General features: G+C 49.5%; 22 protein-coding genes. 4 read left to right on the top strand and 18 right to left on the bottom strand.

Translation table 11 applies throughout. From position 1 onward, the window contains the following. The first annotated feature begins 100 nt into the window (after positions 1 to 100). Both BC792_RS11970 and BC792_RS11965 read left to right on the top strand, forming a co-directional pair. Positions 101 to 1,615, top strand: a complete 1,515-nt coding sequence (locus BC792_RS11970; RefSeq protein ID WP_148909251.1) for a hypothetical protein — start codon at positions 101 to 103, stop codon at positions 1,613 to 1,615. 95 nt (positions 1,616 to 1,710) lie between these two features. Beyond that, positions 1,711 to 2,517, top strand: a complete 807-nt coding sequence (locus tag BC792_RS11965; protein ID WP_148909250.1) for a hypothetical protein — start codon at positions 1,711 to 1,713, stop codon at positions 2,515 to 2,517. A 192-nt stretch (positions 2,518 to 2,709) separates the two neighbouring features. Here BC792_RS11965 and BC792_RS11960 read toward each other — a convergent pair whose 3' ends face one another. The 18 genes from BC792_RS11960 to BC792_RS11880 form a co-directional block, all read right to left on the bottom strand. Then, on the bottom strand, positions 2,710 to 3,396 hold the full coding sequence (locus BC792_RS11960; RefSeq protein ID WP_148909249.1) for a hypothetical protein: 687 nt from the start codon (positions 3,394 to 3,396) through the stop codon (positions 2,710 to 2,712). A 518-nt stretch (positions 3,397 to 3,914) separates the two neighbouring features. Then, entirely contained in the window at positions 3,915 to 4,127 is a 213-nt protein-coding gene (locus tag BC792_RS11955) for a hypothetical protein (protein WP_148909248.1), read from the bottom strand. Between the two features lie 103 nt (positions 4,128 to 4,230). After that, positions 4,231 to 4,425, bottom strand: a complete 195-nt coding sequence (locus BC792_RS11950; protein WP_148909247.1) for a cold-shock protein — start codon at positions 4,423 to 4,425, stop codon at positions 4,231 to 4,233. A gap of 61 nt (positions 4,426 to 4,486) precedes the next feature. Beyond that, the gene (locus BC792_RS18720; RefSeq protein WP_262713451.1) at positions 4,487 to 4,609 is read right to left on the bottom strand and encodes a hypothetical protein; all 123 of its coding nucleotides are present in this window, start codon (positions 4,607 to 4,609) and stop codon (positions 4,487 to 4,489) included. A gap of 442 nt (positions 4,610 to 5,051) precedes the next feature. Next, entirely contained in the window at positions 5,052 to 5,243 is a 192-nt protein-coding gene (locus BC792_RS11945; protein ID WP_148909246.1) for a cold-shock protein, read from the bottom strand. A 102-nt stretch (positions 5,244 to 5,345) separates the two neighbouring features. Next, positions 5,346 to 5,885 (bottom strand): dihydrofolate reductase family protein, encoded by a 540-nt coding sequence (locus tag BC792_RS11940; RefSeq protein WP_148909245.1) that lies wholly within the window; start codon positions 5,883 to 5,885, stop codon positions 5,346 to 5,348. Between the two features lie 66 nt (positions 5,886 to 5,951). Next, positions 5,952 to 6,686: a helix-turn-helix transcriptional regulator gene (locus BC792_RS11935; RefSeq protein ID WP_148909244.1), complete on the bottom strand. Its 735-nt coding sequence runs from the start codon at positions 6,684 to 6,686 to the stop codon at positions 5,952 to 5,954. Positions 6,687 to 6,781: 95 nt separating this feature from the next. Further along, complete coding sequence (locus BC792_RS11930) at positions 6,782 to 7,561, bottom strand: rhamnogalacturonan acetylesterase (RefSeq protein WP_148909243.1); 780 nt, start codon at positions 7,559 to 7,561, stop codon at positions 6,782 to 6,784. 10 nt (positions 7,562 to 7,571) lie between these two features. Further along, complete coding sequence (locus BC792_RS11925; RefSeq protein ID WP_148909242.1) at positions 7,572 to 8,570, bottom strand: pectinesterase family protein; 999 nt, start codon at positions 8,568 to 8,570, stop codon at positions 7,572 to 7,574. Between the two features lie 10 nt (positions 8,571 to 8,580). Then, the gene (locus BC792_RS11920; protein ID WP_148909241.1) at positions 8,581 to 10,212 is read right to left on the bottom strand and encodes a glycoside hydrolase family 43 protein; all 1,632 of its coding nucleotides are present in this window, start codon (positions 10,210 to 10,212) and stop codon (positions 8,581 to 8,583) included. 423 nt (positions 10,213 to 10,635) lie between these two features. After that, positions 10,636 to 11,835, bottom strand: a complete 1,200-nt coding sequence (locus BC792_RS11915) for an FISUMP domain-containing protein (RefSeq protein WP_170250019.1) — start codon at positions 11,833 to 11,835, stop codon at positions 10,636 to 10,638. A gap of 52 nt (positions 11,836 to 11,887) precedes the next feature. Next, a complete protein-coding gene (locus tag BC792_RS11910; RefSeq protein ID WP_148909239.1) occupies positions 11,888 to 12,901 on the bottom strand; it encodes a DUF6528 family protein in 1,014 nt (337 codons plus the stop codon). A 10-nt stretch (positions 12,902 to 12,911) separates the two neighbouring features. Further along, entirely contained in the window at positions 12,912 to 14,507 is a 1,596-nt protein-coding gene (locus BC792_RS11905; RefSeq protein WP_148909238.1) for a RagB/SusD family nutrient uptake outer membrane protein, read from the bottom strand. 8 nt (positions 14,508 to 14,515) lie between these two features. Beyond that, positions 14,516 to 17,854, bottom strand: a complete 3,339-nt coding sequence (locus BC792_RS11900; protein ID WP_148909237.1) for a TonB-dependent receptor — start codon at positions 17,852 to 17,854, stop codon at positions 14,516 to 14,518. A 37-nt stretch (positions 17,855 to 17,891) separates the two neighbouring features. Continuing rightward, on the bottom strand, positions 17,892 to 19,070 hold the full coding sequence (locus BC792_RS11895) for a FecR family protein (protein ID WP_148909236.1): 1,179 nt from the start codon (positions 19,068 to 19,070) through the stop codon (positions 17,892 to 17,894). A 47-nt stretch (positions 19,071 to 19,117) separates the two neighbouring features. After that, entirely contained in the window at positions 19,118 to 19,684 is a 567-nt protein-coding gene (locus tag BC792_RS11890) for an RNA polymerase sigma factor (protein WP_148909235.1), read from the bottom strand. A gap of 493 nt (positions 19,685 to 20,177) precedes the next feature. Then, positions 20,178 to 20,654, bottom strand: a complete 477-nt coding sequence (locus BC792_RS11885) for a GNAT family N-acetyltransferase (RefSeq protein WP_148909234.1) — start codon at positions 20,652 to 20,654, stop codon at positions 20,178 to 20,180. A 56-nt stretch (positions 20,655 to 20,710) separates the two neighbouring features. Then, the gene (locus BC792_RS11880; RefSeq protein ID WP_148909233.1) at positions 20,711 to 21,325 is read right to left on the bottom strand and encodes an FMN-binding negative transcriptional regulator; all 615 of its coding nucleotides are present in this window, start codon (positions 21,323 to 21,325) and stop codon (positions 20,711 to 20,713) included. A 65-nt stretch (positions 21,326 to 21,390) separates the two neighbouring features. Here BC792_RS11880 and BC792_RS11875 point away from each other — a divergent pair, with 65 nt between their 5' ends. After that, complete coding sequence (locus BC792_RS11875; RefSeq protein ID WP_148909232.1) at positions 21,391 to 21,906, top strand: GntR family transcriptional regulator; 516 nt, start codon at positions 21,391 to 21,393, stop codon at positions 21,904 to 21,906. 1,743 nt (positions 21,907 to 23,649) lie between these two features. Next, the coding region (locus BC792_RS11870; protein ID WP_148909231.1) for a transposase at positions 23,650 to 24,158 on the top strand (509 nt) is incomplete at its 3' end.

Raw genomic sequence — 24,158 nt, 5'->3', positions numbered from 1 at the left:
AAAGAAACCGAATTCTAAAAAAGAAAAAAGGCGTGAACAATAGTTGTTCGACACCCTCGTTAAAACTCAATTATTTAAAAAAAATTTAAAACACGAAAGTATGAACTTTCTAGGAAACATCACAACATCTGCACAAGAAAAAGTTAACTGTGCAATAAAATCAGTAAAAAACAGTGGAAAAGGTGTCAACAGCGCCGTTGCAGCTGGCTTCGCTGTCGTAGCTTTGATGACGAGCATGGCAAGCTGCGAAAAATCGGCCGACACCGGTAACTTCGATCAAGCTGCTTCTGCGGGCGCGTTGGCAACATTAAGCTGCGCCGACACAGCATCTATTCCGGTAGATGCAAACGGCATCATCACCGTAACCCGCTTAACCAACGATAAACTATGGAAACTAAACGGCGTTTCGTACGTCAACGATGGTCAGACACTGACTATTGACCCGGGAACAACCATTATTACCGGTAGAACGAAAACGTATAACGATCCGGCTTATGGACTACAGACAATCGCAGGCGTATTGGTCGTAGCTAAAGGAGGTAAATTGATCGCGAACGGAACGGCTACTCAACCTATCGTCTTCACTTCGCCCAGCGCTGGCGGATGTGGTTCAGGATGTAGCACGGCCGGTACATTCGGCGGTATCGTTATCCTGGGTAAAGCGACAACCAACCGTACAGTAGCAACCCGTATCGAAGGTATTCCTCAACCAGCAGGAACAGACATCACTTACGGTGGCCCAGGAAACACATTGAATGGCGACAATTCCGGTAGCCTGAAGTATGTGCGTATCGAATTTCCGGGTTATCGTTTAGCTGCCGACAATGAAATAAACGGTTTAACGTTGGGTGGTGTAGGTTCAGGTACAACACTATCACACATCCAGGTTTCTTATTCGGCTGACGATGCTTTCGAATTCTTTGGCGGTACCGTAAATGCAGACCATTTGGTGGCTATCGGTACAGACGACGACGATTTCGATTTCGATCATGGTTATACAGGTACGATCAACTACGCTATCGGCCTGAAAAACCCAGGCACGACGAACAGCGTAAGCGGTGGTAATTCAGATTCAAACGGTATCGAATCAGACAACGACGGTTCGGGTACCAGCGCATCACCTCGCACAAAACCAGTGCTACGTCACTTTACATTGTTGGGTTATAACACGACATCAACAAAGTTGCGTAACGGCAACCGTTGGAGAAGAGCAACTGACCTGGATATGCAATACTCAATTATCGGTGGATTCCCTACGGGCGTTCTATTCGAAAGCTCTTCTACGATCGCTTCGGCTAGTGCATTTACCAACAATGTGGTACATGCTTTTGGCTCGTCGGCAATCTTCTCCGGTGCTACACCAGCTGGAAATACAACAGGTGCTAATGCTACTGCAAACAACTTCCTACAGTTAGGTGGTGGTGTAAGTCCATTCTTAACCTGTGGATCGGCGTATAACGTAACTGGACTAATTCCTGACCTCGGCTCACCGGCGGATGGTACATCTGCAACCTACAAAGGTGCGTTTGATCCTAACCTGGTTGATCCTTCTAATCCGGCATCGTTCTGGACTAATGGTTGGACAAATTTTGCTCCAGGATTCTGTTGCAATTAAAATTCCAAGACTAACAGCAGAGTAATGCGAGAACTTAAGGGAAGCCTATGCGCTTCTCTTAAGCTCACCTTTCAATCAATTAGAAGTTCTTACACATGACAAAACGAGTTTATAATTGCTTAATCAACTTTATAATTTGTGCGATACTATTTTCCTGTGCAAAGCTGGATTATGACGACGGTATCACACCGTTCGGAGAGGTTTATTTTGACATAAGCAAAACAGCAATATCTGACCATCTAAAGGTTAAATACAATGGAAGTCCCATTGAACTACAACAAACCGCTGGCGGTCGTGTCCGCGTTCCACAAGGAGAAGCTAAATTTGAATTTTACGATACCAGAAGCGGATCAGTATTACTAGAAAAAATAATAAGTATAGACCCAACCGTAACTGAGAGATTTGTATTATTCCAGCCGTCCGAAGACGATCCGATCGCCTTTCTAGATCCTCATGGACAAGATAACGAAGAAGCTGCTCCACAAGGATTTATGAAAATAAAAATAGCCAACTACTCGAAGAGTTTAGTTCCTTTCGAAAAGACCGATATTATTATCAACTTTCGTTACACTCAAGGCAGGCAGTTCGTTTACGTTCCTGTAGACACTATTCAGTCGATCGGACAAACATTAGATACCGCGACATATCGTTTAGTCAATATGGGCGAAAGAATGCCCAATTATCAGCCTGGATACTTCTGCTCGTTTAAAGAACATGGTACTGATAACGAAGTTAAAAATGCGGGAGGTACCATGTATTATACGCACATCGCTATCATCCCGGACGAAGAAAAAAATGTTTTCACACGCTATCTCACCCCTGTTGAATATATAGCGAACAACTTATATATTTTCTATGAAGACTTATACTACTTTATAGATATCGCCAACGTTTACGATTAAATACTGCCGGGTAACCATATTATTAAAGGTAAAAAGCGAAAGTTAAATCACTATTAGGCATATCCGGTGGAACTAAACAAGGCCCCATACCGCCGGGTTGCCTAATACTTTTTCGGTTGAACAGATACTTAAATAAAATCAGAAAACCGTCAATCCATACCCCAACACGGGATGGATGACGGCTCTGAACACCTAAAGCACATCTGTGGCCCGGTATAGTTGACTGTTGTAAGGAAACAGCAATATCAACAGGAAAAGCGATGTAATCCCAGCCTCGAGGATTTCGGCATTCTTCCCCGAAGGAATTAACAAGATCGACAAAAAAAGCGCGCAGCAGGCCACTGTCTGATAAAACTGCGGCACAGGAATGCCCCATGCGTCCACGGCTTGTCGCACCTCCCGGTGCTTTCTGTAAAAGAACGGCAGAACAAAGAGGTAACATCCTACAGCCCCTACCAACAGCTGTGAGAATACAATCTTGTTAATCTTTTTTCCACCCACCACCATATTGTGCAGGTTGGTCTCGCCCTGCGCATTGTGTTCACGGAAAAATGCCGAGCTTTCATGCCCCAGCAGCCGCTGTCCCCAGCTGATTTCCTCACCAGCAACAAACAGCGAGAACAACGCGATCATACCGACCATCAACTTAAAGCGCCAGCCGGCGTCCTTCCTTTTCGTCCGGTACACATAAATCGCATAAGCCGCAGCGATGAGCAGGGGAACAACCGTCCAGTTTTCCACGAAGCCGTCTTCCACAACATAAACCTCTTCGAACCACTGTATATCGATGTTCGCAATCACGATGCCACTCGCTACCATTGTGGCTGTAAAAATAAGGAGCAAAATCTCCAATAAGGATAGTCCGGTCGGTTTTAGCATGGCTCAAAGGTAATACAATCACGATTGCTGACTTTCTGACTTTTGTAATATTACAGTCAGATATTATAACACCCTTTGGCACAGTGCTATTTTTAACGCCGGGCCTTACATCCGGTCTATGCGTATGGCCCCATGCCGGCGCGGGTCGCGGTCTCGCCCGCACACTTCCTCTATATTGTTTTAGATCGATTCGCCGTGCCTCCTCCCGATGCCGGTATTTTATGCTTTTTTCCATTCATTGCGAGGAGGAGGCACGACGACGAAGCAATCTTTCCTTAGGTCGCGATTGCGGGTAGGCTTAGGCCTTAAAAAAGTGAGAGTGTTCGGTAGCGCTAAAGGTTAGGGCCCTACAAATGAACAAGGATACGATTTACGGATTACGAAGAATAGAAGATATACGATGATTGTTGGACCCGTTAATCGGGACTACGTATATCAGCTACGAGACAGTGGAGGCCTGCCCGGAGCCGAATGGTCCGCGGTTACAGCAGAAGGGAAAACGGAGGTGCAGAAGGCAGCTAACGGACTTCGTCCGCCTGACCGTTCTTGCTGTCGTCGCTGTGGCTATGATCTACATGCTGGTCATGATCAAACGCCTCCTGAATGGCGACATTCAGCCTACCTATTTCCGCCACCGTTGCCTCATGCCTTTTTTTGAGCTCTTCCGAACGCCCGCGCAGGTCGTTCAGGATCTCTCCTGTTGTTTCATTGTTTTCTTCGGTATTATCCATTGTTATTCGCTTATCGGTTGTTAGATATATTTGTTGGAATCGCGATCTGATGCCATCCGGAGGAGACGGCCAGAGAACTTGCTGTCCCCGGCCACCTGTCCGGTTATGGTGCTTTGCGCACGTTGACCGCGTTGACGCGTGTCGTACTGCTGCCGAGCTCAAAAACAACGTTGTCGTTCGTCTTGACTTCGTCGATCAGCCCCGTGGCGTGCACAAAGATGTCTTTGCCTCCGCCGGCCGGGGTGATAAATCCAAAGCCGCTCGGCTCGTTGAAAAATTTTACTATTCCTTTTTGCATTTTGTATCGTTTACATGTTCGTTCCCGGATCTCCAGGGCACCTGTACCGGGAAGATGTCCTCTATTTTTTCTTTTTACTGAAAACACTTAACGTAGAATCTTTAGACGTCGTGTTTTTTTCCTGCTGGTAAGACGATTTCGTCTTTTCCTTCGTGCTCTTTTCTTTTTTCTGGTCTTTGCTCATGATGTGAAAGTTAATGAGGTGGAATCGATTCCCCGCGCCGCAACTGTTTCCTGCAATTGGTAGCTGCCTGTCGCCGTCGATCCGCAAACCCGACTTCAACACTTGTCCCGATGACCGGAGAATTTTACTTGACTTTTAAAAACCGCAGCCACCTACCGGCGACACGTCTTATGGCTGAAAAAGTCTGTATCATTTCGAGGTCTATGCAATGGGATTAAGTGAGTAGTAGACCATCTTCTTAAAGATAAGAATAATAATTGGTTTTCAGCGCGTTAATGTTTTTTTATTTAATCGGCGCCGCCAGCCGTCGTCTCGACTGCCGACCGCGGGGTCCGCTTTAAGCCCACGCATGCACCGGCCAAAACGGTAGAGCCTCCCCTTCCACATGCGAAAAAGCCATCCCGACGTGGGATGGCTTCAACAATATATGCAAGAATTAACTTTATATCAATTTAACATTTACTGCGTTTGGACCTTTCTGGCCCTGTTCTACGTCGAACGATACGTGATCGTTCTCACGAATGGCCTGTTTAAGACCTGATGAGTGTACAAAAACCTCACGGCCGCCTTCGTTTGGAGTGATGAACCCGAAACCCTTGGTTTCGTTAAAAAATTTTACTATGCCTTCTTGCATTGTGTTTGAATAAATAAAAAAATAATTAATTGATATAAAAGTACGGTAAAATAATTTAAATAAAATATTAAACACACCTTATTACGCTGCCGTGACAAATCGCTACCCCTGCCCGTTCCGTTTGTAGTGGAGCTGCACCAGCCCTGTTTCGAATGTCGTGGCCGAGACAAACTGCTGGAGCTGCTCTGGGCGTCCCTCCTGAAACAACCGTACGCCTTCCCCCAACAGGATCGGCACAATGGAGATGATAAACTCATCAACCAGATCATGTTTTAACAGTTCGTTTATTACCTCCGCGCCGCCGTCGCAATATATCGTTCCGCCGTCCTGCTCCTTCAGCCCTTGTACCAGCTCCCTGAGATCTCCGTTAAAAAACTGTACCCTTCCCTGACGGGGACGCGCCGTTCTGGTGACGACGAAAACGTCCCGTTCTCCATTGTCGTAGTGCGCCGGACCCAACTCGCGGACCACATAATCGTATGTCTTCCGTCCGATAATCAGCGTGTCGACCGAATTAACAAACGCAGCGTAACCGTAGTCTTCCCCTTCCTTATGTACCAGGTTCAAAAAATTCAGATCGTCCCCGGGCTTTGCAATAAAGCCGTCCAGACTTGTAGCAATAAATAATGATAGCTTCCTCATACTAATGTTTTTAATAACGCAAAATTAATAGCGCAACCAAAGCATACCTTGGAAAAAAACGACAAACTACAACATCGAAGGCGCGAGCCCGGTAAACTCCCTTATTTCGTTCGTAAGGTGCGCATGATCATAATAACCGCACTCAAAGGCTATATCCGAAAGCGTTTTATGGCCGACATTGTTCTTTATCATCGTCATTGACCGTTGTAACCGTATAATTCTTGAATATTCTTTTGGCGTCAGACCTATGTGTTTTTTGAACAGTCGTTCCAATGTTCGCATTGTAACGTGATTCCGATCAACGATTTGTGCTAGCCGTAGGATGCCACATGTAGAATGAATATCCTCAATTACATCCAGTACCAAGCCGTTCCGGATATTTAGCCGGGCTGAAAAGAACCGATTAAAATAATGCCACCCCTCAACGAGGAACTTGCCTACGTCGAAAGAATCTTTGCGATCCAGTTGAACGGTTTCATTAAGCAACTGGTCCTGTGCTACGAAGTCGTAAAAATTAGCAAATGCTCCGGGTTTAAAACAGACGCCGATCAGATGAGTATCAGCTCGTATGAGACTCTCTTTGTATGTTGTCATCGGACCAACAACGCTCGTTGTGCCGGGCAATAAAGACGACCGTCCGCTATCTGTCAAACAAACATTGCCCATATTGAGCACCAATCCCGAGCAGCCGTCGGGAAAAATACGATCGCTGCAGTTGTCATGCTCTTCACCCCTGAGCTCCCAATAATTATGTATCGACGAAGATAGATTCTTAGTAGGATAAACAATTTTAAAAACCATACATAAAATAATACAACTACAGCAGGTTCAAGTTTGCCAGAAGCAGCTATAAAAGTAAAGACAAAACAGCTCATTTCCTAATTTGGGAATAAGACTCACAGTTCCTTCATGGCGCTGAACACCAGCTGGGCCACGGCCCTCCCTCCTGCTATCTGAAAATGGGTATTGTCTTTCTGCCCCCCGGGATAGGCCTCGAACTTTCCCGCCGGCAGATTCATAAAATAGTGTTCGGTAACATAAGACTGCCCTTTTGCCGAGAAATGCTGCATCGAAAGCTCATTCAGGTCAATGAGCTTTACACTCAACTCGGCAGCCACTTCTTTTACAGCCTGCGGGTAGCCGCCGTGCACATGCTGAAGCTTACCTTTCTGCCATGGGTAGTTACGGGCCACCGGTGTGAGCAGGATGGGAAGTGCCCCCTTCTGACGGGCCTGCTCAACGAACAGACGGAGAAACGCTTTATAACCCATCGTATCCACATAGCGTTCCGGCTTGTTTTCCGCGCCGTCATTATGGCCGAACTGTATCATGACAACATCACCTTTCCGAAGGTCTCGATATACGGCCGCCCACCGTCCTTCCTGAAAGAACGTACGCGTACTACGCCCCCCTTTGGCGCGGTTGTCGACAACCACTTCATTTGCCCGGCCCAGCAGATGCCTCACATGCCTGAGGCTGTCGCTGACAAAGAATGGCTGAAATAGCTGCCCCCAGCCGGCTATCGGATAGCGTCTGCTCTCGTAGTTGTCTTCCAGCGTATAGTCAGCCACGGTCGAGTCACCGATAAGGTAGACCGTCGTCACCTTGCGGTACGAAAAGGCCGTGAGCAGGGCCGCCGCTATCGCCAAAGCGCCAAACAGGCTATAGTATCTCATAGGTAGTATTTTAAAGTGGATTCCATCCGTTTAACACCCTCTCACGCGCAAAATCCTTAAGAGCGGTCTTCTTTAGCTGATGTGACCACGGCACCCTTTTTGACAGATCCTCCGCTCCGGGGCCGGAGCTCCCATATTCCGCATAAAAGGCCGTCTTCTCTTTGTCCGGAAAATTTTTGTCTCCCGCCCAGGCATTCCATCCTTCAGGAGCAATATGACTTCCCATTACCGTATTAATAAAAACGGTTTTCGCATACGGGCGCCACGGCCTGCCAAGATAAACATTGTTCACCGCTTGATCTTTCGCGGTTAACGAGCATGACTCGAACACAAAACCATAGCTATCCTCGGCCGTTGTCGATGCCGCTGTGATATATGAGTTGTGCAGACTTTCTATCGTACATCTAAAAAAGTAAGCTGTCGCCGCGCCGAAGATAAAGTCAGTGGTGCCGCTGATCACACAGTTATCCAGATAATTGCGGGTACCTCCTTTGGCGAGGTAAAGCGTGTCCTGGTTTCCAAATATATTGCAGTTGCGGATGACGATCCGGTCGCCCTCGGTGTGGACAGCAACAGCCTGTCCTACTCTGCCCGCCGTATTCGAAACTGTCAGCGCTTCCAGCGAGCAGTCGTTCGCGGCTATCAGCAAGGTGTAGGAGGTATACGTGCTGAACTTCGGATTGCCCGTCGCATCAATCCCGCGGAAGGGTTTACCCGAATAGTCGTCATAGGCTATCACCGTTTTCTCCTTTCCCTCACCCCTTAACGTAATATTCCGTTTGAACGATGGGATAACGACCTTCTCTTTGTAAGTGCCCGCCTTAATATGGATGACCACCCGCTTTTCGGCGTGATCCCGGACATGGTTGACAGCCTCCTGTATCGTCGTAAAATCACCCGATCCATCCTGCGACACCACCAGCTCCAGCCTGTTATCCACCGTCTGCGCCGCGCCGCCCATCATGCCGACGGCCACAGCCAATACAAGTAATAATATACGTAAATACATACTGTTCTGTCTATTTTAAAGGTTCCACTCTAAACCAGTCGAATTCAGCATAACCACTATCGTTTATCTGGTTGTCGCGCGCGGCATATAGGCCCAACGTGGCACCTATCCATTTTCCCGGCTTCGCGGAGAAAGCATCTCCAACCGGTATGTACTTCTTTCCATCGAGGCTGTATGACCACCGGCATACCGCACCTGTGCTGACGGCGACACGGAGGTACACATATTCTCCCACGGGGAGCGTTGCGACATCGGCGACCACTTCCTGCCCGGAGGTCAGCCCATTTTTGCAGCTTGCATAGTGTAAGGACTGGCGGCCGTCGTGTTGCTTCACATAGAGCTGGCTGTAGTCCTCGCCGACGACGGCAAAGCCAGCGCGCTCGTTCTCTATCTTTTCGTGCCCCACCAGACGCATCTTCACCGTCGCCGTAAATTCCTCCGCCGGGAACTTCTGCGTCAGTATGTTCGGGATATCAAGCAGATTTTTGTAGCCTTCAGGTACCTGCTGCGAATATAGCGTCAGGTGCCCGCGCTTAGCCGGCATCAGCCACGTTCCGTCAGGATTCGCCTGCCACTGCCATTGTTTACCGAGCAACGGGGCGTCAAACTCGTCCGACTCCGCCGGCGTCTCCACCGCATAGGTTTTACCCACGTTAGGCTTCCGATGGGTCAGGACAGGTTCGCCCGTACCTTTCACGCCATTTTCGATACCGATCACAGGCCAGTCGTTCACCCACTTCATCGGCTGCAGATGGACGACTCGCCCATAGGCATCCTTGTCCTGGAAATGTATAAACCAGTCTTCTCCCCCGGGCGTATCCACCCATGCGCCCTGATGCGGGCCGTTGATGGGCGAGCTCCCCTGATGCATTGCCACATGGCGTTCATAGGGGCCATATATATTTTTCGAACGCAACACCAACTGCCAGCCGGTCGACACGCCGCCTGCCGGAGCAAATAAGTAGTAATAGCCGTTGCGCTTGTGCATTTTTGTGCCCTCAATAGTGGGATCATCTTCATGGCCATCGTACACGATCACGCCACGGTCCAGGGCCTTGCTACCGGTTGCATCCAACCGTGCAATAGCAACGACGCTCTTCAGTCCGGCGCGGCTCCCCGCATAGGCAAAAGACATATAGTTGTTGCCGTCGTCGTCCCAGAACGGACAGGGGTCAATCAGCCCCTTCCCCTCCAGCACGAGCTCCGGCGTAGACCACTGCCCTCCCGGATCATCGGTCTTAATCATGTAGATACCGAAATCAGGATCGCCCCAGTAAATATAAAAGACGCCCCCGTGATAGCGGATCGACGGCGCCCAAACGCCGTTTCCATGTTGAACCTGGCGGAATACATCTTCCGGAAGCTGCCTCGGTAAGGCGTGGGAGACAATTTTCCAGTTGACCAGATCTTTGGAATGCAGTATCGGAAGGCCGGGGGCATGATTGAAACTGGAAGCGATCATGTAGAAATCGTCACCTGCACGGACCACATCAGGATCCGAATAATCCGCATGCAAAATAGGATTTTTATAGCGCCCGTTGCCAAGATCGGCAACCCAGACCGACGAAACATACGGTGTCTGCGCATAGACCATGGAGCCCGATGATATCGAAACAAGTAAAAATAAAGCCAGTTTGTTCATAGCTGTGTCTGATTTATATTGGCAGTCACAAGGATACTCATTTTTAAAGAGTGCCGCAAAAAAGATTGTGCAAACGTTACCGGCAACGTTTGCAGGCGGCGAAGCAGGTAAATTGTGAGGGCGTAAAGTTGTCGATTTGTGAAGGCGTAAAGAGGGGCTAATAGCAAATAGCAGATGGCAGATGGCTATAAGCCGTAAAGTCGTTGAGTTGCTGATTCGTAAAGCTAAGCTGAGCTAAGACCTAACACCTAATTTCTAACTCCTAATTTCTGACTTCTCATTTCTAACTTCTAACTTCTCACTTCTAAAATGTAAAGTCGTTTATTTGTAAAGGCGTGGGTGTAAAAGACGTAAAATCGTAGATTGTGTAATCGCTAAAAAAAGATCGGCTTGGAGCTACCAAGCCGATCCTATACGCTACCGCTAGTAGTTTGCTACGCAACGCAACGAATGTCCATTTGTGGCACTTTCGGCGCCGTTCGAGAAGTTTGCATTACCCGATCCCACCGTAACACGTAATGGATTATGCGCCCCCGCCGTCGTTATAAATGCGACCCAATGGTAAGAGTAAACTCCTTCTTGTTGAAATACCCGGGAGCCTTCGTTCCATCTGCCGGCAGGCAGTATGTTGAAGTCTATCTCACGGCTCAACTCCTTATATAATGGGTAGTCTCCGCCGGGGAAGTTGGCGTTGCCGCCATAATAAAACGTCGTGCCTCCCTGCCACAGCCCGCCGCTGCTCACGGGGCTGCTACCTTTCAGGTATGGGGCAACGATTCCCCAATTCGTCAACGTGATCGAGTTGACCACGCCTATTTCCCGGCCCCAGCCGACGGTATAGCCGTCTTTTGTTGACCCGATATCCGCTAGTGTATTACCCGGTATCGCATACTCGGTCTTAATAGCAACCAACAGGTCGTACCAGTCGTTTACGTTTGGCACATGCCATCCCGTCGGACAGGCTCCCTGAACCTGTATGTTGAACGAATTTGCACTTGTACCATCGAGGATATAAGCATTGCCGGCATCGTCAACGCCACTCGCTCCCCAGGTATAAGGATTATCGGCCTCCGTGGCTTTGGATATACCGGTCATTGCTTCATGCCAGGTGTACAACCTGCCGTAGGTCGAAGCCTTGCTATTATCGTTATTGTACTCCCAACCGAGGTTGCCGTCCGCCCCCTTCTCGTTGAGGTTTTCAATCATCCAGGTTTTGCTACCGAAGCGCTTCGTCCGGTAGTTCTCCAACGACGGTGGCGGTGCCAGGATTGTAATCTCTTTGTAGAACCAGCGTGTAAAGCTCTTTTCGCCATTGCGCTCGCCCTGTACACCAATAGATTTTGCAGGAATAAGGCCACCCTGACGGCTTCCGCGTACAACGATCCGGTTTGTCTGCTGGCCATCGACGATTTCCAGCGCCTGCGGCACTGTCCAGACATATGCCGCGCCAGGTTCCGCGTCGGCGATATACAGCTCAAACTCCACACCTCCTTCTATAGACAAAGTTGCGGGAAGGTTAGTCCTGATAAAGTCTGGTTGCCAGGGCTGCGGATCGTCAGCACGTTGGCATGCGCCCATGAACAGTGTCAACAGCATCAGATATAAAAAGATGTTTTTTACCATGTTATAAGTTACTTTAAGCATCAGTACATAAATATATTGTCGCCCCGTCGTCTTAATTAGACTGAACATAAGGGTGTTCAGTAGGATAGCTGAACGGGTTATCTATGAACCACCGCGCCTTGTACATTTTGTACCCCGGTTTGAAAAAGACGCTGACGCCGCGGATGTTCGTCAGCCTGTCCGTCCAGTAAGACATGTTAGGCTCGATGACCAGCGTGCCAAAACCGTGCGGCCCATCGGAAATCGACTTGATATTAGCCTTAGCATACGGGTGCGGGGAAAATGTTTCTGTTCCGATGTCAAAAATATAAATTCCTGTTGCCGTAGTAAGGTAGAGCTGATCTTTTCCGTATACGGGGAACAGGTCGTGGGGGCTCCTATCCGGCAGACCATAAAAGACCTCCTCCTTTATAAGCTCCGGATTAGAGCTGTTGCCGTTGTAGCGGTAGGTATAGAGGTTCTGGTCGTCGGTTGCCCAAAGAACATTCCGCTTCAGATCCCAGACCGCATTATGCCCAAAAGTGAGGTTATAGCGTTTTGTTTCTTTCGCTACATAGGCGGATAAGGAATCCACCTTGTATAGCTTAAGTGCATCCCCTTCACCGTCCGACGTCGTGCTGCAGGAAACGACGATGTTTCCGTCGGGCAGGACCTCCGCCGAGTGTGGACTCCCCTTGGCATTCGTGTAGAACATGATCTTCTTATCGGCAATCCGAACCAGTGCGACACCTCCGCTCGACGCCGTCAGCAGTACGTACTTCCTATTATATACGGCTTTTGCTTCGTCGATTTCCCGGAACCATGCCGCCTCTGCCGTACTTAACGCTTCGGCAGCCTTCCATGACCATAGCTCCCCCTTGCTTAGTGAATCGATGATCAGCACCTGGCTCTGGGACTGTTCACTGATCAGAATAGGACGCTCACTCTCCCATAGTCCGGGTACAGGTACATTTTCGTCAGAACTATCACCAAAAGGATCCGAGAAATCGAGGATGGGGGCGTGGTCTTCTTTGCACGATAATAGCACCACCATGCAGCTCAAAATAAAATATCGTATTGCTTTCATTCTTGTATTTTTATTGTCCCCAGCCGGGGTTGTTAGGTTTAAGATTAGGGTTCAATTCCATCTGTGTCGTAGAAACCGGCCACCAGTAGTCGCGGGCCGCGTCGAACGTCCGCGTTATGATCGGCGTACCATCGTGTTTACGGATCGTGGCATTAAGCACATTTTCAGCTGTACGCCAACGGCGCACGTCGTTGTAATAGTATCCTTCTCCCGCAAACTCTACGCGCCGCTCGTACCGTATAATCTCCCGTAATTTCGACAGGTCGCCGCCGGGATAGTTCAGCGCGCTCTGCAGCGAGAAGCCCGCCCGCTGACGTATAGCACGCACTGTCATGTTCCACACATCCTCTGAAAGCTCTCCCAGCTCATTTTTCGCCTCCGCATACATCAGCAATATATCCGCGTAACGCAACACCATATAGTTGATCTCCGACATATTGTCTCCAATCTGTATCTGGGCAGTCGTTGCCGCTCCCGCGTCGTATATACTGTATTTCTTAAATGCAAAGCCCGTTTGCACGACCTTAAAATTGGTATTGTTGCCGTCGTTTCGGACAACCTCTCCCAAAAACGTGGCGCCGGGATAAATGATGGTCTGCTTGAAACGTGGGTCCCGGTTTTCATAGGTATCTGACTCGCTGTAAGCCGACTCTTCTTTCGGCTTTCCGTCCACCATAACGTAGCTTTGTACGAGATCAAGCAGCGGTGCGGCATTGCCATACTGCCTGATCGTCACATCGAAACTACTACCGCGATTAGGCTCATTGACAAACTGGATATCGAAGATAGACTCCGAACTGTTTTCTGCAGCAACGGAGAACAGGGTTCGGTAGTTAGGATATAGACTGTACACACCGAGATCGATAACAGCCTTCGCAGCATCAGCCGCCTGCCGCCATTTTTCCCGATCAGAGTTCCCATTAAAAAGCGGGCTCGCCTCGAACAGCATGACTTTTGCTTTCAGCGCGAGCGCTGCCCCCCGCGTTGGCCGTCCAAAGTCTGCTTTATCTAGGTAACGTAATGGCAAAGACGGAGCTATCTCGTCCAGCTCACGGACGATAAACCGGGCTACCTCGTCCCGTTTCGTACGGGGCAGGGATCCCTGCGCTATGTCGGCCTCGGCTGTAATCAGAGGTACGTCTCCATAATAGCTGATCAGCAGATGGTAAAATAGCGCCCGCAGGAAGCGTGCCTCAGCCTTCATCTGCCCAATCTGCAAGGCTGTAAGCTCCATATTACCATCAATATTATCAAGCAGTGCATTACACCGACCGATCCCGGTATACGCCGCAGACCACCTGCCATTTACCAACGCGATATCCGCCGTATGCGTACCCAATGCTACATTGTTCCATCCGAGCCTGTTATCATAGTTGTACGCATTTGGCGATGCCGATTCTTCCCATAGCACCGAGGCATTGCCATAGAGATATTGATTGGAAAGGGCAGAGTAACAGCCCACCAGTCCGGCCTGGGCCGTCTTAGCGCCCAGCCAGAAACTTTCCTGGTCGTACCTGTCGGTAGGGGTCACGGTCAGGTCGCAGGAGCTTAAGAAAGACGCCGCCACAGCCATGAGCAAAAGCTTTCCTATTTTGTTCTTTTTCATGATCTTCGTTAAAAATTTAGATTGATTCCCGCACTGTAAGTCTTTAAATTAGGATACTCGTACAGATCCCCTTTGGTCGTCGTCAGCTCCGGATCCCACATCTTGAACTTGCTGAATGTCAACAGATTCTGACCACTAAGATAAATAGACAGTTTCCGAGCGCCTAAACGCGACATCCAGCTGTCCGGAAGCTGATAAGCCAGCGTAATGTTTTTCATCCGCAGATACGATGCATCCTGTAGCCAAAACGTAGAATTGATGAAATTCTCGCCCGCGTCGGTATAGGTCGTCAGGAGCGGCAACTTTGAATTCGGATTGCTGGGCGTCCAGGAATCCCTGGCCCAGTCGTAGGTGACGTTGGCCCCATTGTTGAACGGAAAGGCGACATTACCCGTCGGATAGACATCCACATCCGCGACGCCCTGGAACTGGCTTTCCAGGCTCAGATTTTTATATCCTACACGTAATCCGAAACCGTATGTCCATGTCGGAATGGAGCTTCCCGTAATGATCTTATCGGCATCATCGATGTAATTATCACCATTATGATTCGCATACTTTATATAACCCGGTTTTAACTTCGAGCGTGTTCCGTACACGGCGGTCGCCTCGTCAATCTCCTGTTGCGACTGGTAGTAACCGGTGGCTTCGTATAGGTAGTATGAGTTAATGGCATAGCCTTCTTTAATAATATACCGTCCAGAGATGACCTGCTGCCCACCTATATCGACAACCTTGTTTTTGACATAGGATACCGATCCGTTAAGCGAATACGAAAGGTCGCCTTTCCTATCTGTGAATGACGAACCTATCTCCCATCCTTTGTTGTCCACTTTCCCCAGGTTTACGGTCGGCCCTGTCAACCCGCCTACCTGGCTCGCGATGTTAATGGCGCGCAGAATATCGAAAGTTCGTTTGTAAAAATAATCGGCGGTAATACTCCATTTGTTCCAAAGACTCATATCGACGCCGGCATTATACGATAATGTCGACTCCCAGCGGATGTTCCGGTCTGTAAGGGCTGCCGTTGCCGCGCCGCCGACCGTGGTTCCGCCAAAACTATAGTTATAGGTCGGGTTGATGTTGAAGGTGCTATTGTAAACACCGATACCTACAGCCTGGTTGCCCAGCTTGCCCACCGATGCTCTAAGCTTTAAAAAGTTTACAGTTTCCGATTTAAAAAAGGACTCTTTGTTAACTGTCCAGCCAACCGACGCCGATGGAAAGAACGACCACTGGTTGCCCGGCGCAAATCTAGAGGAGCCGTCATATCGTAAGCTTCCTTCTAGTGTGTACTTACCCTGATAGTCGTAGGCAAACCGTCCATAAACCGATGCTAGCTTACTCACAGCAGATCCTCCTGTCGCCTGCGCATTGGTCTGGTCCGACAGCGCATTAAGCTCCCACAGGGTATTGTCGTAAAAACCCCAGTTGTAGGCCTGGAAATTACGTCCGTCGTTGATCTGATAGTCCTGACCGGCCATCACGTGCACGTTATGCCCATCCCATTGGTTCTCGAAAACCAGCCGGTGCGACAAGGTAAACTGTTTGTCCAGCGAATCCCAGTCTTTTACACGTGGCGCAGAGCCGTTGAAGTTACGCATATCCCCTGTCTTCGGATCCACCGTATACATCTGTGGAATAAAGTCTTTACTAAAATGATCAATCCGCCTGTAGCCTAATGTATTATGATAGGTAATACCCAATGGAAGCTTATATTCGAGCGAGAGGTTGGTCAACGTTTCCTGGTAATCCCGAAGGGTGAACCCTTGCTCCACTTCCATACGTGGGTTTTCAATATTGTTTCGTCCCGGGGTATAGAGCCAGGTGGAACCATACACATTGCCCCTCCGGTAGTCCGACATGATGGGCAGGCCGCGCATGATCACGCTCATTACCGTGCTGGTACCATACCCTACCTCGTTAAATTCCCTGAGGTTTCCAATAAAACCTGCATTCAGCTTTAGGCGGGGCGTCGCCTGTGCCGATACCTTGATATCAAAGGAATACCGCTTGGCGTCGTCGTTTGCGATGAAGATCCCCTTCTGATCCATATATCCTGCTCCAGCGGTGAAATTAATCTGCTTAGTTCCTCCCGTCACACGTGCATTATACTGTTGCAGAATGCCGCGGTCCAAGGCGATGTCAAACCAGTTGGACGCCGGATAAACGGACGGATCTGTTCCGAGTCCTGCGCGGTATTCATCGATCTGCGCCTGGGAGTATGAAAGCGCCGTCTTTCCGGAGTTGGCTTCCGCGCGGTTACGCATCTGCATATACAAAATAGGATCGTCTACGACGTCTGGAAGGAAACTCGCCTCCTGGATGCCTGTGTGGGCCCGAAAGTCGATCTTCGTTTTGCCGGCAGCCCCCTTTTTGGAGGTGACAAGGATTACCCCGTTGGAAGAACGCGAGCCATAGATCGCCGCCGCGGCGTCCTTCAGCACGGTGATGCTTTCGATATCAGCGGGATCAATCTCGCCGAGCGAATATTCAATCCCATCGAGGAGCACCAGCGGGTTAGCGTTATTCAACGTGTTTACCCCCCGTATGCGGATGGTAGTCCCGTCATTTCCCGGTTTAGAACCCGCCTGGTTGATCCAGACACCGCTTGTTCCGTACAAGGCCTGCGACGAGTGCGTAATCGTCTGCTTCTCCTTATCTTCCATCTTCACCACGGATACGGCGCCGTTCACCTGATCGCGTCGCACAGATCGGTAACCGACGACAACAACCTCCTCAAGCTCGCTGTTTGACGGCGTCAGCGTGATCGCTTGACCGGTTTCGCCTGTAAGCGTCTGGGTAAGGGTATTATACCCCACCATATGGAATGACACTTCCATCGGGGCACTGCCACTAAGGCTAAAGGCTCCTGTTTGGTCTGTTGACGTCGAGGCTCCTCCGTCCACTGCGCGGACGGTTACGCCTTTCAGAGGTTGCCCTTGACCGTCCAGCACCCGCCCCCGGAGCATCTGCTGATTTACGTTTTGCGCGGCCGGACCTCTCCGTTGCGAAATTACGATGGCGTCCTCCCTTCTTTCATAGTGAAGGCCGAGCGGAGGCAGCACACTATCAAGGATTTCTATCACGGTGCCCCGCGGAATCCGTATGGACACATTTTTGTCCTCGACATGCTTCCTGTTGTAAAAGAAGCTATAGCCGCTCTGCTCCTCCATCCGCTCAAGCAGGTCGCTAAGCGCATAGTTTTTTTTCTGCAGATTGATCTCTTGCGCCATCGTTTGCCCCCCCAGCTGTAACATTACAGCGAGCAGGCATGACGCTGCCAGCCTGTAGCCATTCCTCGCTCGGATGTACGACAGGCGGCGAAATGAAAATCGTCGTCTCATTTTGCGTTAATAAAAGTTTATGAAGTATGATACAGGTTTATATACCCTTGAATATGGAAATTTTACGCTGATGAATACGGAACTCGACCGTACCGGTCAGTTCGAGGAGCTCCAACACCTCCTGCAGACTCTGCTGCCTTGAGGCCACACCGGTGAATACTTCCTGCTGAAGCTTGTCCTGAAACACAAACTCTACGTTATACCATCGCTCAAGCTCCTCCACGATATCAGAGAGCGGGCGGTCGTTAAAAACAAAGACGCCCTGTGTCCAATCGGTCTCCCGCGTATCGGCAAGTGCCGTAAGCATGGGAGCCTTCTCCTTTTCGGCCACCAGACGCTGCCGCGGCAGAAGCCTCGTTTTCTGTTCAGGCCGTTTGGTGTCCGCTACCTCAAGGCTGCCGGTGTATAATGTTGTCGTATATTTATTCTTCGCACTATACGCCTGTATATTAAAGGTGGTACCTAACACGCGGGCTACATGGTCCCCGGAATGCACTTCAAACGGCCAGCTTGCTGCTGTTCCTTTTTGCACGTCGAAATATGCTTCCCCATCAAGTTCCACCCTTCGCTGTTCGGGAGAAAAGACGAGCGGGAAGCTCATTTTAGATCCGGCGTTCAGGTTCACATGTGTCCCATCAGCAAACCGAACACTGTAAGTGGCACCTAGGGGCGTCGCCAGAACCACGGTTTCTCCGGCCGGCAGGTCCGGGAGGCCGACGGTTTCGCCATTTGCATAATATATCCCACCATCTTTCAACACAATCTCCTGCTGCCCCGGAGCAAGAGACAACGCCGTTCCATCCGCCAACACAAGGCTGGCCGAGGGTTGCGCCGGAAGGATGGCTGCCGCCGAGGTGCTGCTATCTACTTTCTTTTCCTTCCACTGTTGGATACCAATACCTACCCCGAAACATATAATGATGGCTGCGGCCCAGCGAAGAATATGCTTTGGCCACAGGGTGGCCGTGCGCGTGCGTGACCGCTGCGGAAGGTTGGACGCCATCCGTCGGTCGTTGACAATAAGCTGAAAAACGTGCTCCTTATCCAAGCCACCGCTACGGGACGCCTCCCCCGCCATCAGATCGTCAAGCACGGCCGATAGTTCAGTGTCTGGTAGCTGCGTAAGATAGGCTGACAGTTCCCGAAGCTCCGCAGTATTTAACTGCTGCTGGCCGTACCTGGTGATCAGGTCTGCTATTCGTTCTTTTTGATCCATACTTGTTTTGTTACCCTTAATACGAGCGGAAGAAAAAAAAGGACTAGTCAGAAAAGAAAAAAAATGAAAAAAATAGTCGTCCGGTACTTAAGGACCTTCATAGCCTTTACAAGGTGGTTTTTCACCGTATTCTTGGAGATCTTCATCTTGTCTGCTATCTCCTGATAGCTTAGTTCATGGAGCTTGGCCAACACCAGTACCTGCCGCTGTTGCTCTGGCAGTACATCCAGCAAGCGGGACAGCTTTTCACGCTCCTCCCGCTGTATCATTACCTGTTCGGCGCTGGGCTCATATGATTCCCCGGCCTTAAGTTCGTCCATAGCGAGTGTTAGTTTTACCTGACGGCGGAGAATGTCAATGGACTTTCGTTTTGCTATGGTGCTGGTCCAGGCCAGAAAGTCTTTGGTCGGATCTATGGTTTCTCTTTTTAGCCACACCTGCACAAATGTTTCCTGGACGACCTCCTGAACCAATATATCGTCGTGCAAAAATGTCCGCAGCCGTTGTGTTAAAACTTCGAAGTAACGGTCGTATATAACACGAAAAGCATCCAGGTCGCCTTGTTTTAGCAAGCTGATTGTATGATGGAGTGTGTCCAGGTCGTTTGCATTCATGTTTGAGAAACTGCCGCAATAATAGGTTATTGGTATAAAGTTAAGATTATCTTAATATAAAACAACCATTAATTTAAAAGTGGATGGAGCGACGGCGCCACGTTGTAGCAGCGTGAGGGTGTTAATTAAAAAATGTGAAGGCTTAAAGTTGTTGATTTGTAAAGGCGTGAGGTCGTGAAGCGGTACACGCGTAACTACGAGTGACCCCATAGGATCGAATATTTCGCACGGGCGTAGTGAGATGAAGGACGCCTAAAACAGCGTAAAATCCCCGTCATCGCGAGAAGAACGACGAAGCAACGGCCCACTACAGTCAAACCCACGCCGGTCCTTTCCGCCGCACAGGGTCACCTTGACATAATGCAGCAGACACAATAAACTGTCAGGCTGAGCACTTCGTCAGGCTCAGTACAGGCTCTGTCGAAGCCGAGGATGACAACCAAAAGGCTCTCCGAGCCCCCCGAATATCCGCCCATGCGCAACCATCGGCTGATCATCCGTCCCGCCGGCCGTCGGTATCCAGCTCCAACCAGTAGTCAACAAATTCGCTAGCTTGTTCTTTTTCCCTGAAGCCTAAATACTGATACAGACGCCGCGCCGTCCGATTGGTCTGCTGTGTGGATATCAGCACGGCCGTTGCTCCTCTCTTCGCTGCTTCATGGAAAGCACGTTCCAGCAACAAAGTGCCTACCCCTTGCGACCGGCTGTCTTCGAGCACGTATAGGTCGTTGATAATCCAGTTCTTAACGAGGCGGGCAGAGGAAAAGCTTGGATACAGCTGCGTGAACCCGATCGGTACACCATCCTCCAGCGCAACGAAAATGATCGAGTCGGCCTGCCGCACACGCTCGTCTATATACTTCCGGGCAAGAGCCAAATCCGGCTCCTTCCCATAGAACACGCGGTAGAGATTAAACAATCCGTAAACCAGACCGGCATTCTCCTTGTTAACCGTAACTATTTTTTTCATCGATAAACGTTTTAATGGTTGTAGACATGCGAACGCCAAGGTGCATCGTCTATTCCTTATTCTCCTCCGCCGACCATAAAGTAGCGGGCCAGATCCTGCGCGTAGGGATCGGTCCCGCCGGCAAAATCGCGTTTCATCCTTTCTATCTCTTCCGGCTTCTTGTTTTGGCTTAGTTTCTTCTGCCCTTCGATCCGGCTGACGCGGATACTGAACGCCACAATGTGTTCCATCATCTTTTCTTTATAGGCCATCGGTAATGATGTCCATTGCGTCATGTACTCCTCCTCAAAATAGCGGATCGTCCGTTCCATGATGGCCATCTTTTTGTCCGCTTCTATCCTGAACGTTCCATATGCATGTAAAGCCACATAGTCCCACGTCGGAACCGAGTCCGCCCTGTCGTAATAACGGGGCGAGATATAGGCGTGCGGACCGGAAAACACAACGAGGCAGTCAGCTCCGTGCTGCAGTCGGCCCTGTTCATTGCTTTTGGCAAGATGTCCCAGAAGGACAATCCCATCTTCCTCCCTGGTAGGCACCAGCGGCAGGTGACTGCCCGCAATACGTTCGCCGTCATAACTTAAAAGGGTTGCAAAACTATATTTCTGCATAAAATTCAGCTGTTCTTCAGCATCGGTAAACCGAAGTAGCGCCGGTACATACATAGTCATTTCAAATTGTTGATCAACGAAATTAATTGTAAATTGGATCGACAAGATAATCCACTTTAAAAACAATGAGCAGTCCACTTATCGGTAATTTAAAAGATGAATTCCGCCGGCAACCCGGTAAACCCATGTACTTGTCGCTGGCGGCCCTGCTGTTGAGCTACATACAGGCGGGCGTATTAAAGCAGGAACAGAAATTGCCTAGCACGCGTCTGCTTGCCAACGCGCTTGAGATCAACCGGTCCACCGTGACGAAAGCCTATTGGGAGCTGGAGCAGCAGGGCTGGATTGAGCCACTGCAGGGAAGCGGACACTTTGTTGCCCGTCAGACAGATGCAGGCCTCAAAGTATACATGCCGGACCCCGAACTGGCGGTACCGCCCCCATCGCTTACCTTTCCCGACCTGGACCAGCTCGTTCCGCCTCCTGTGATGCCCAATGTCCCGCTGCACCTCGACGATGGCTTTCCCGACCCTGCCTGCAGCCCGTTACGGGAATTTTATCAGACGTACAGAAACCAGCTAAACCGCGGAGGCTACTATACCAAGTTCGGTTGCTACGGCGATCCGAAAGGCTATTATTAGGAGTTAGAGTAGTTAGATGGGTTAGAATGGTTAGATGACGCTCGTTGCTATCAAAAACCACTTCACGATTTATAGCCGTCCGCCACTAGCCACTTGCCATTCGCTATCTGCTATTTGCTATCTGCTATCTGCTATCTGCTATTTGCTATTTGCTATCTGCTATCTGCCACTAGCCATCTGCTATCTGCCATTCGCCATCTGCCATTCGCCATTAGCTATCTGCCATTAGCCATTCGCCTCTCCCTTTACGACTTTACAAATCAACGACTTTACGGCTATTATTAGGAGTTAGAGTAGTTAGATGGGTTAGAATGGTTAGATGACGCTCGTTGCTATCAAAAACTACTTCACGATTTATAGCCATCCGCTATTTGCCATCTGCTATCTGCCATTCGCCGTCTGCCATTAGCCATTAACCTCTCCCTTTACGACTTCACCGCTACATTATTTCAAGGCAGCCCTGTGCGTGGGGAAAGAACCGGCATCGGTTCGACTGCGTCAGCGGGCCGCCATAATAGCCGTTAAGAACCGTTCCTTGTCTGAACGAAGTGAGTTTGGAACGGTTTAGGCTAGGATAAGGCACGGTAGCATCAAGAACCTCGGCCGGAGGACCTTGTTTACTTGGGTCCTTCCAAGTAAAACCCCGCCCCGGGTTGAGGGGCTATAAAGATGTGAGAAATTAGATATTAGAAGTGAGATTTGAGTAGTCAGAAGTCAGAAATCTCACTCATCTAACTTCACCTCACGACTTTACAAATCCACGACTTTACGGCTTATAGCCATCTGCCATTTGCTATCTGCCATCTGCCATCCGCCTCTCACTTTACGACTTCACCGCTACATTATTTCAAGGCAACCCTGTGCGTGGGGAAAGGACCGGCATTGGTTCGACTGCGTCAGCGGGCCGCCATACTAGCCGTTAAGAACCGTTCCTTGTCTGAACGAAGTGAGTTTGGAACGGTTTAGGCTAGGATAAGGCCCGGTAGCATCAAGAACCTCGGCCGGAGGACCTTGTTTACTTGGGTCCTTCCAAGTAAATCCCCCGCCCCGGGTTGAGGGGCTATAGAGATGTGAGAAGTCAGATATTAGAAGTGAGATTTGAGAAGTGAGAAGTCAGAAGTCAGAAATCTCACTCATCTAACTTCACCTCACGACTTTACAAATCAACGACTTTACGGCTTATAGCCATTTGCCATCTGCCAATAGCCATGAGATTGCTTCGTCGTCGTACGAGGGCTTCGACAGAGCCTGTACTGAGCCTGCCGAAGTGCTCAGCCTGACATTGTCGAAGAATAGACAATGGAAGGAGGAATTAGTATGGAGAAGTGAGAAGTCAGAAAAGTGACGGGTGTTGGAAGTTAAAAGTTAGAAGTCAGAAATCTCACTCATCTAACTTCACCTCACGACTTTACAAATCAACGACTTTACGACTTATAGCCATCTGCCATTTGCCAATAGCCATGAGATTGCTTCGTCGTCGTACGAGGGCTTCGACAGAGCCTGTACTGAGCCTGCCGAAGTGCTCAGCCTGACATTGTCGAAGGATAGACAGTGGAAGGAGGAGTTAGATCGCCTCGTCGCACCTACGCAAGCAACCGCAGCCGTAACGGAAGAGGTATACAAACAAAAAATGGGGTTGTCTAAAAAGCCTTTTTTTAAAAAGGAATCCCCGATACGTGAAAGTGTCGGGGATTTTTATTGTTTGTCCTAAAAAATGGTTATTTTTAGGTGTACCCAAACAATATGGCAAACATACTATTCAAAGCATTACCATCCAATAGTCCGAGTCTTTTTCCGGAAGATATTTTTGCAAAAATCCCTGCTGGTCATCCGGTACGTCTGGTTAACGAAGTGGTTGAAAAACTGAACATAGATCCCATCATAGGGCAGTACAAAGGTGGCGGCACGACAGGGTTCCACCCGCGTATGATGATCAAGGTACTGTTCTACGCCTACCTGAGCAATATCTATTCGTGCCGTAAGATTGAAAGGGCCCTACAGGAGAACATCTATTTCATGTGGCTATCCGGGCACAGCACACCGGATTACCGGACAATTAACTACTTCCGTGGCAAACGCCTTAAGGGCCATATCCAGTCACTTTTTGCCGAAGTTGTCCGTCTGCTTGCTGAACTTGGTTATGTCAGCCTGAAGGTACAGTACATAGACGGAACGAAGATCGAATCGGCAGCCGGTCGTTACACTTTTGTATGGAAGGGCTCGGTGGAAAAGAACAAGGTGAAACTGGAAGC

The organism is Sphingobacterium allocomposti (genome assembly GCF_008124885.1).
GTDB classification, from domain to species: domain Bacteria; phylum Bacteroidota; class Bacteroidia; order Sphingobacteriales; family Sphingobacteriaceae; genus Sphingobacterium; species Sphingobacterium allocomposti.
The sequence above is the reverse complement of the archived record's forward strand: the minus strand, read 5'-3'. Positions and strand labels throughout refer to the sequence as shown.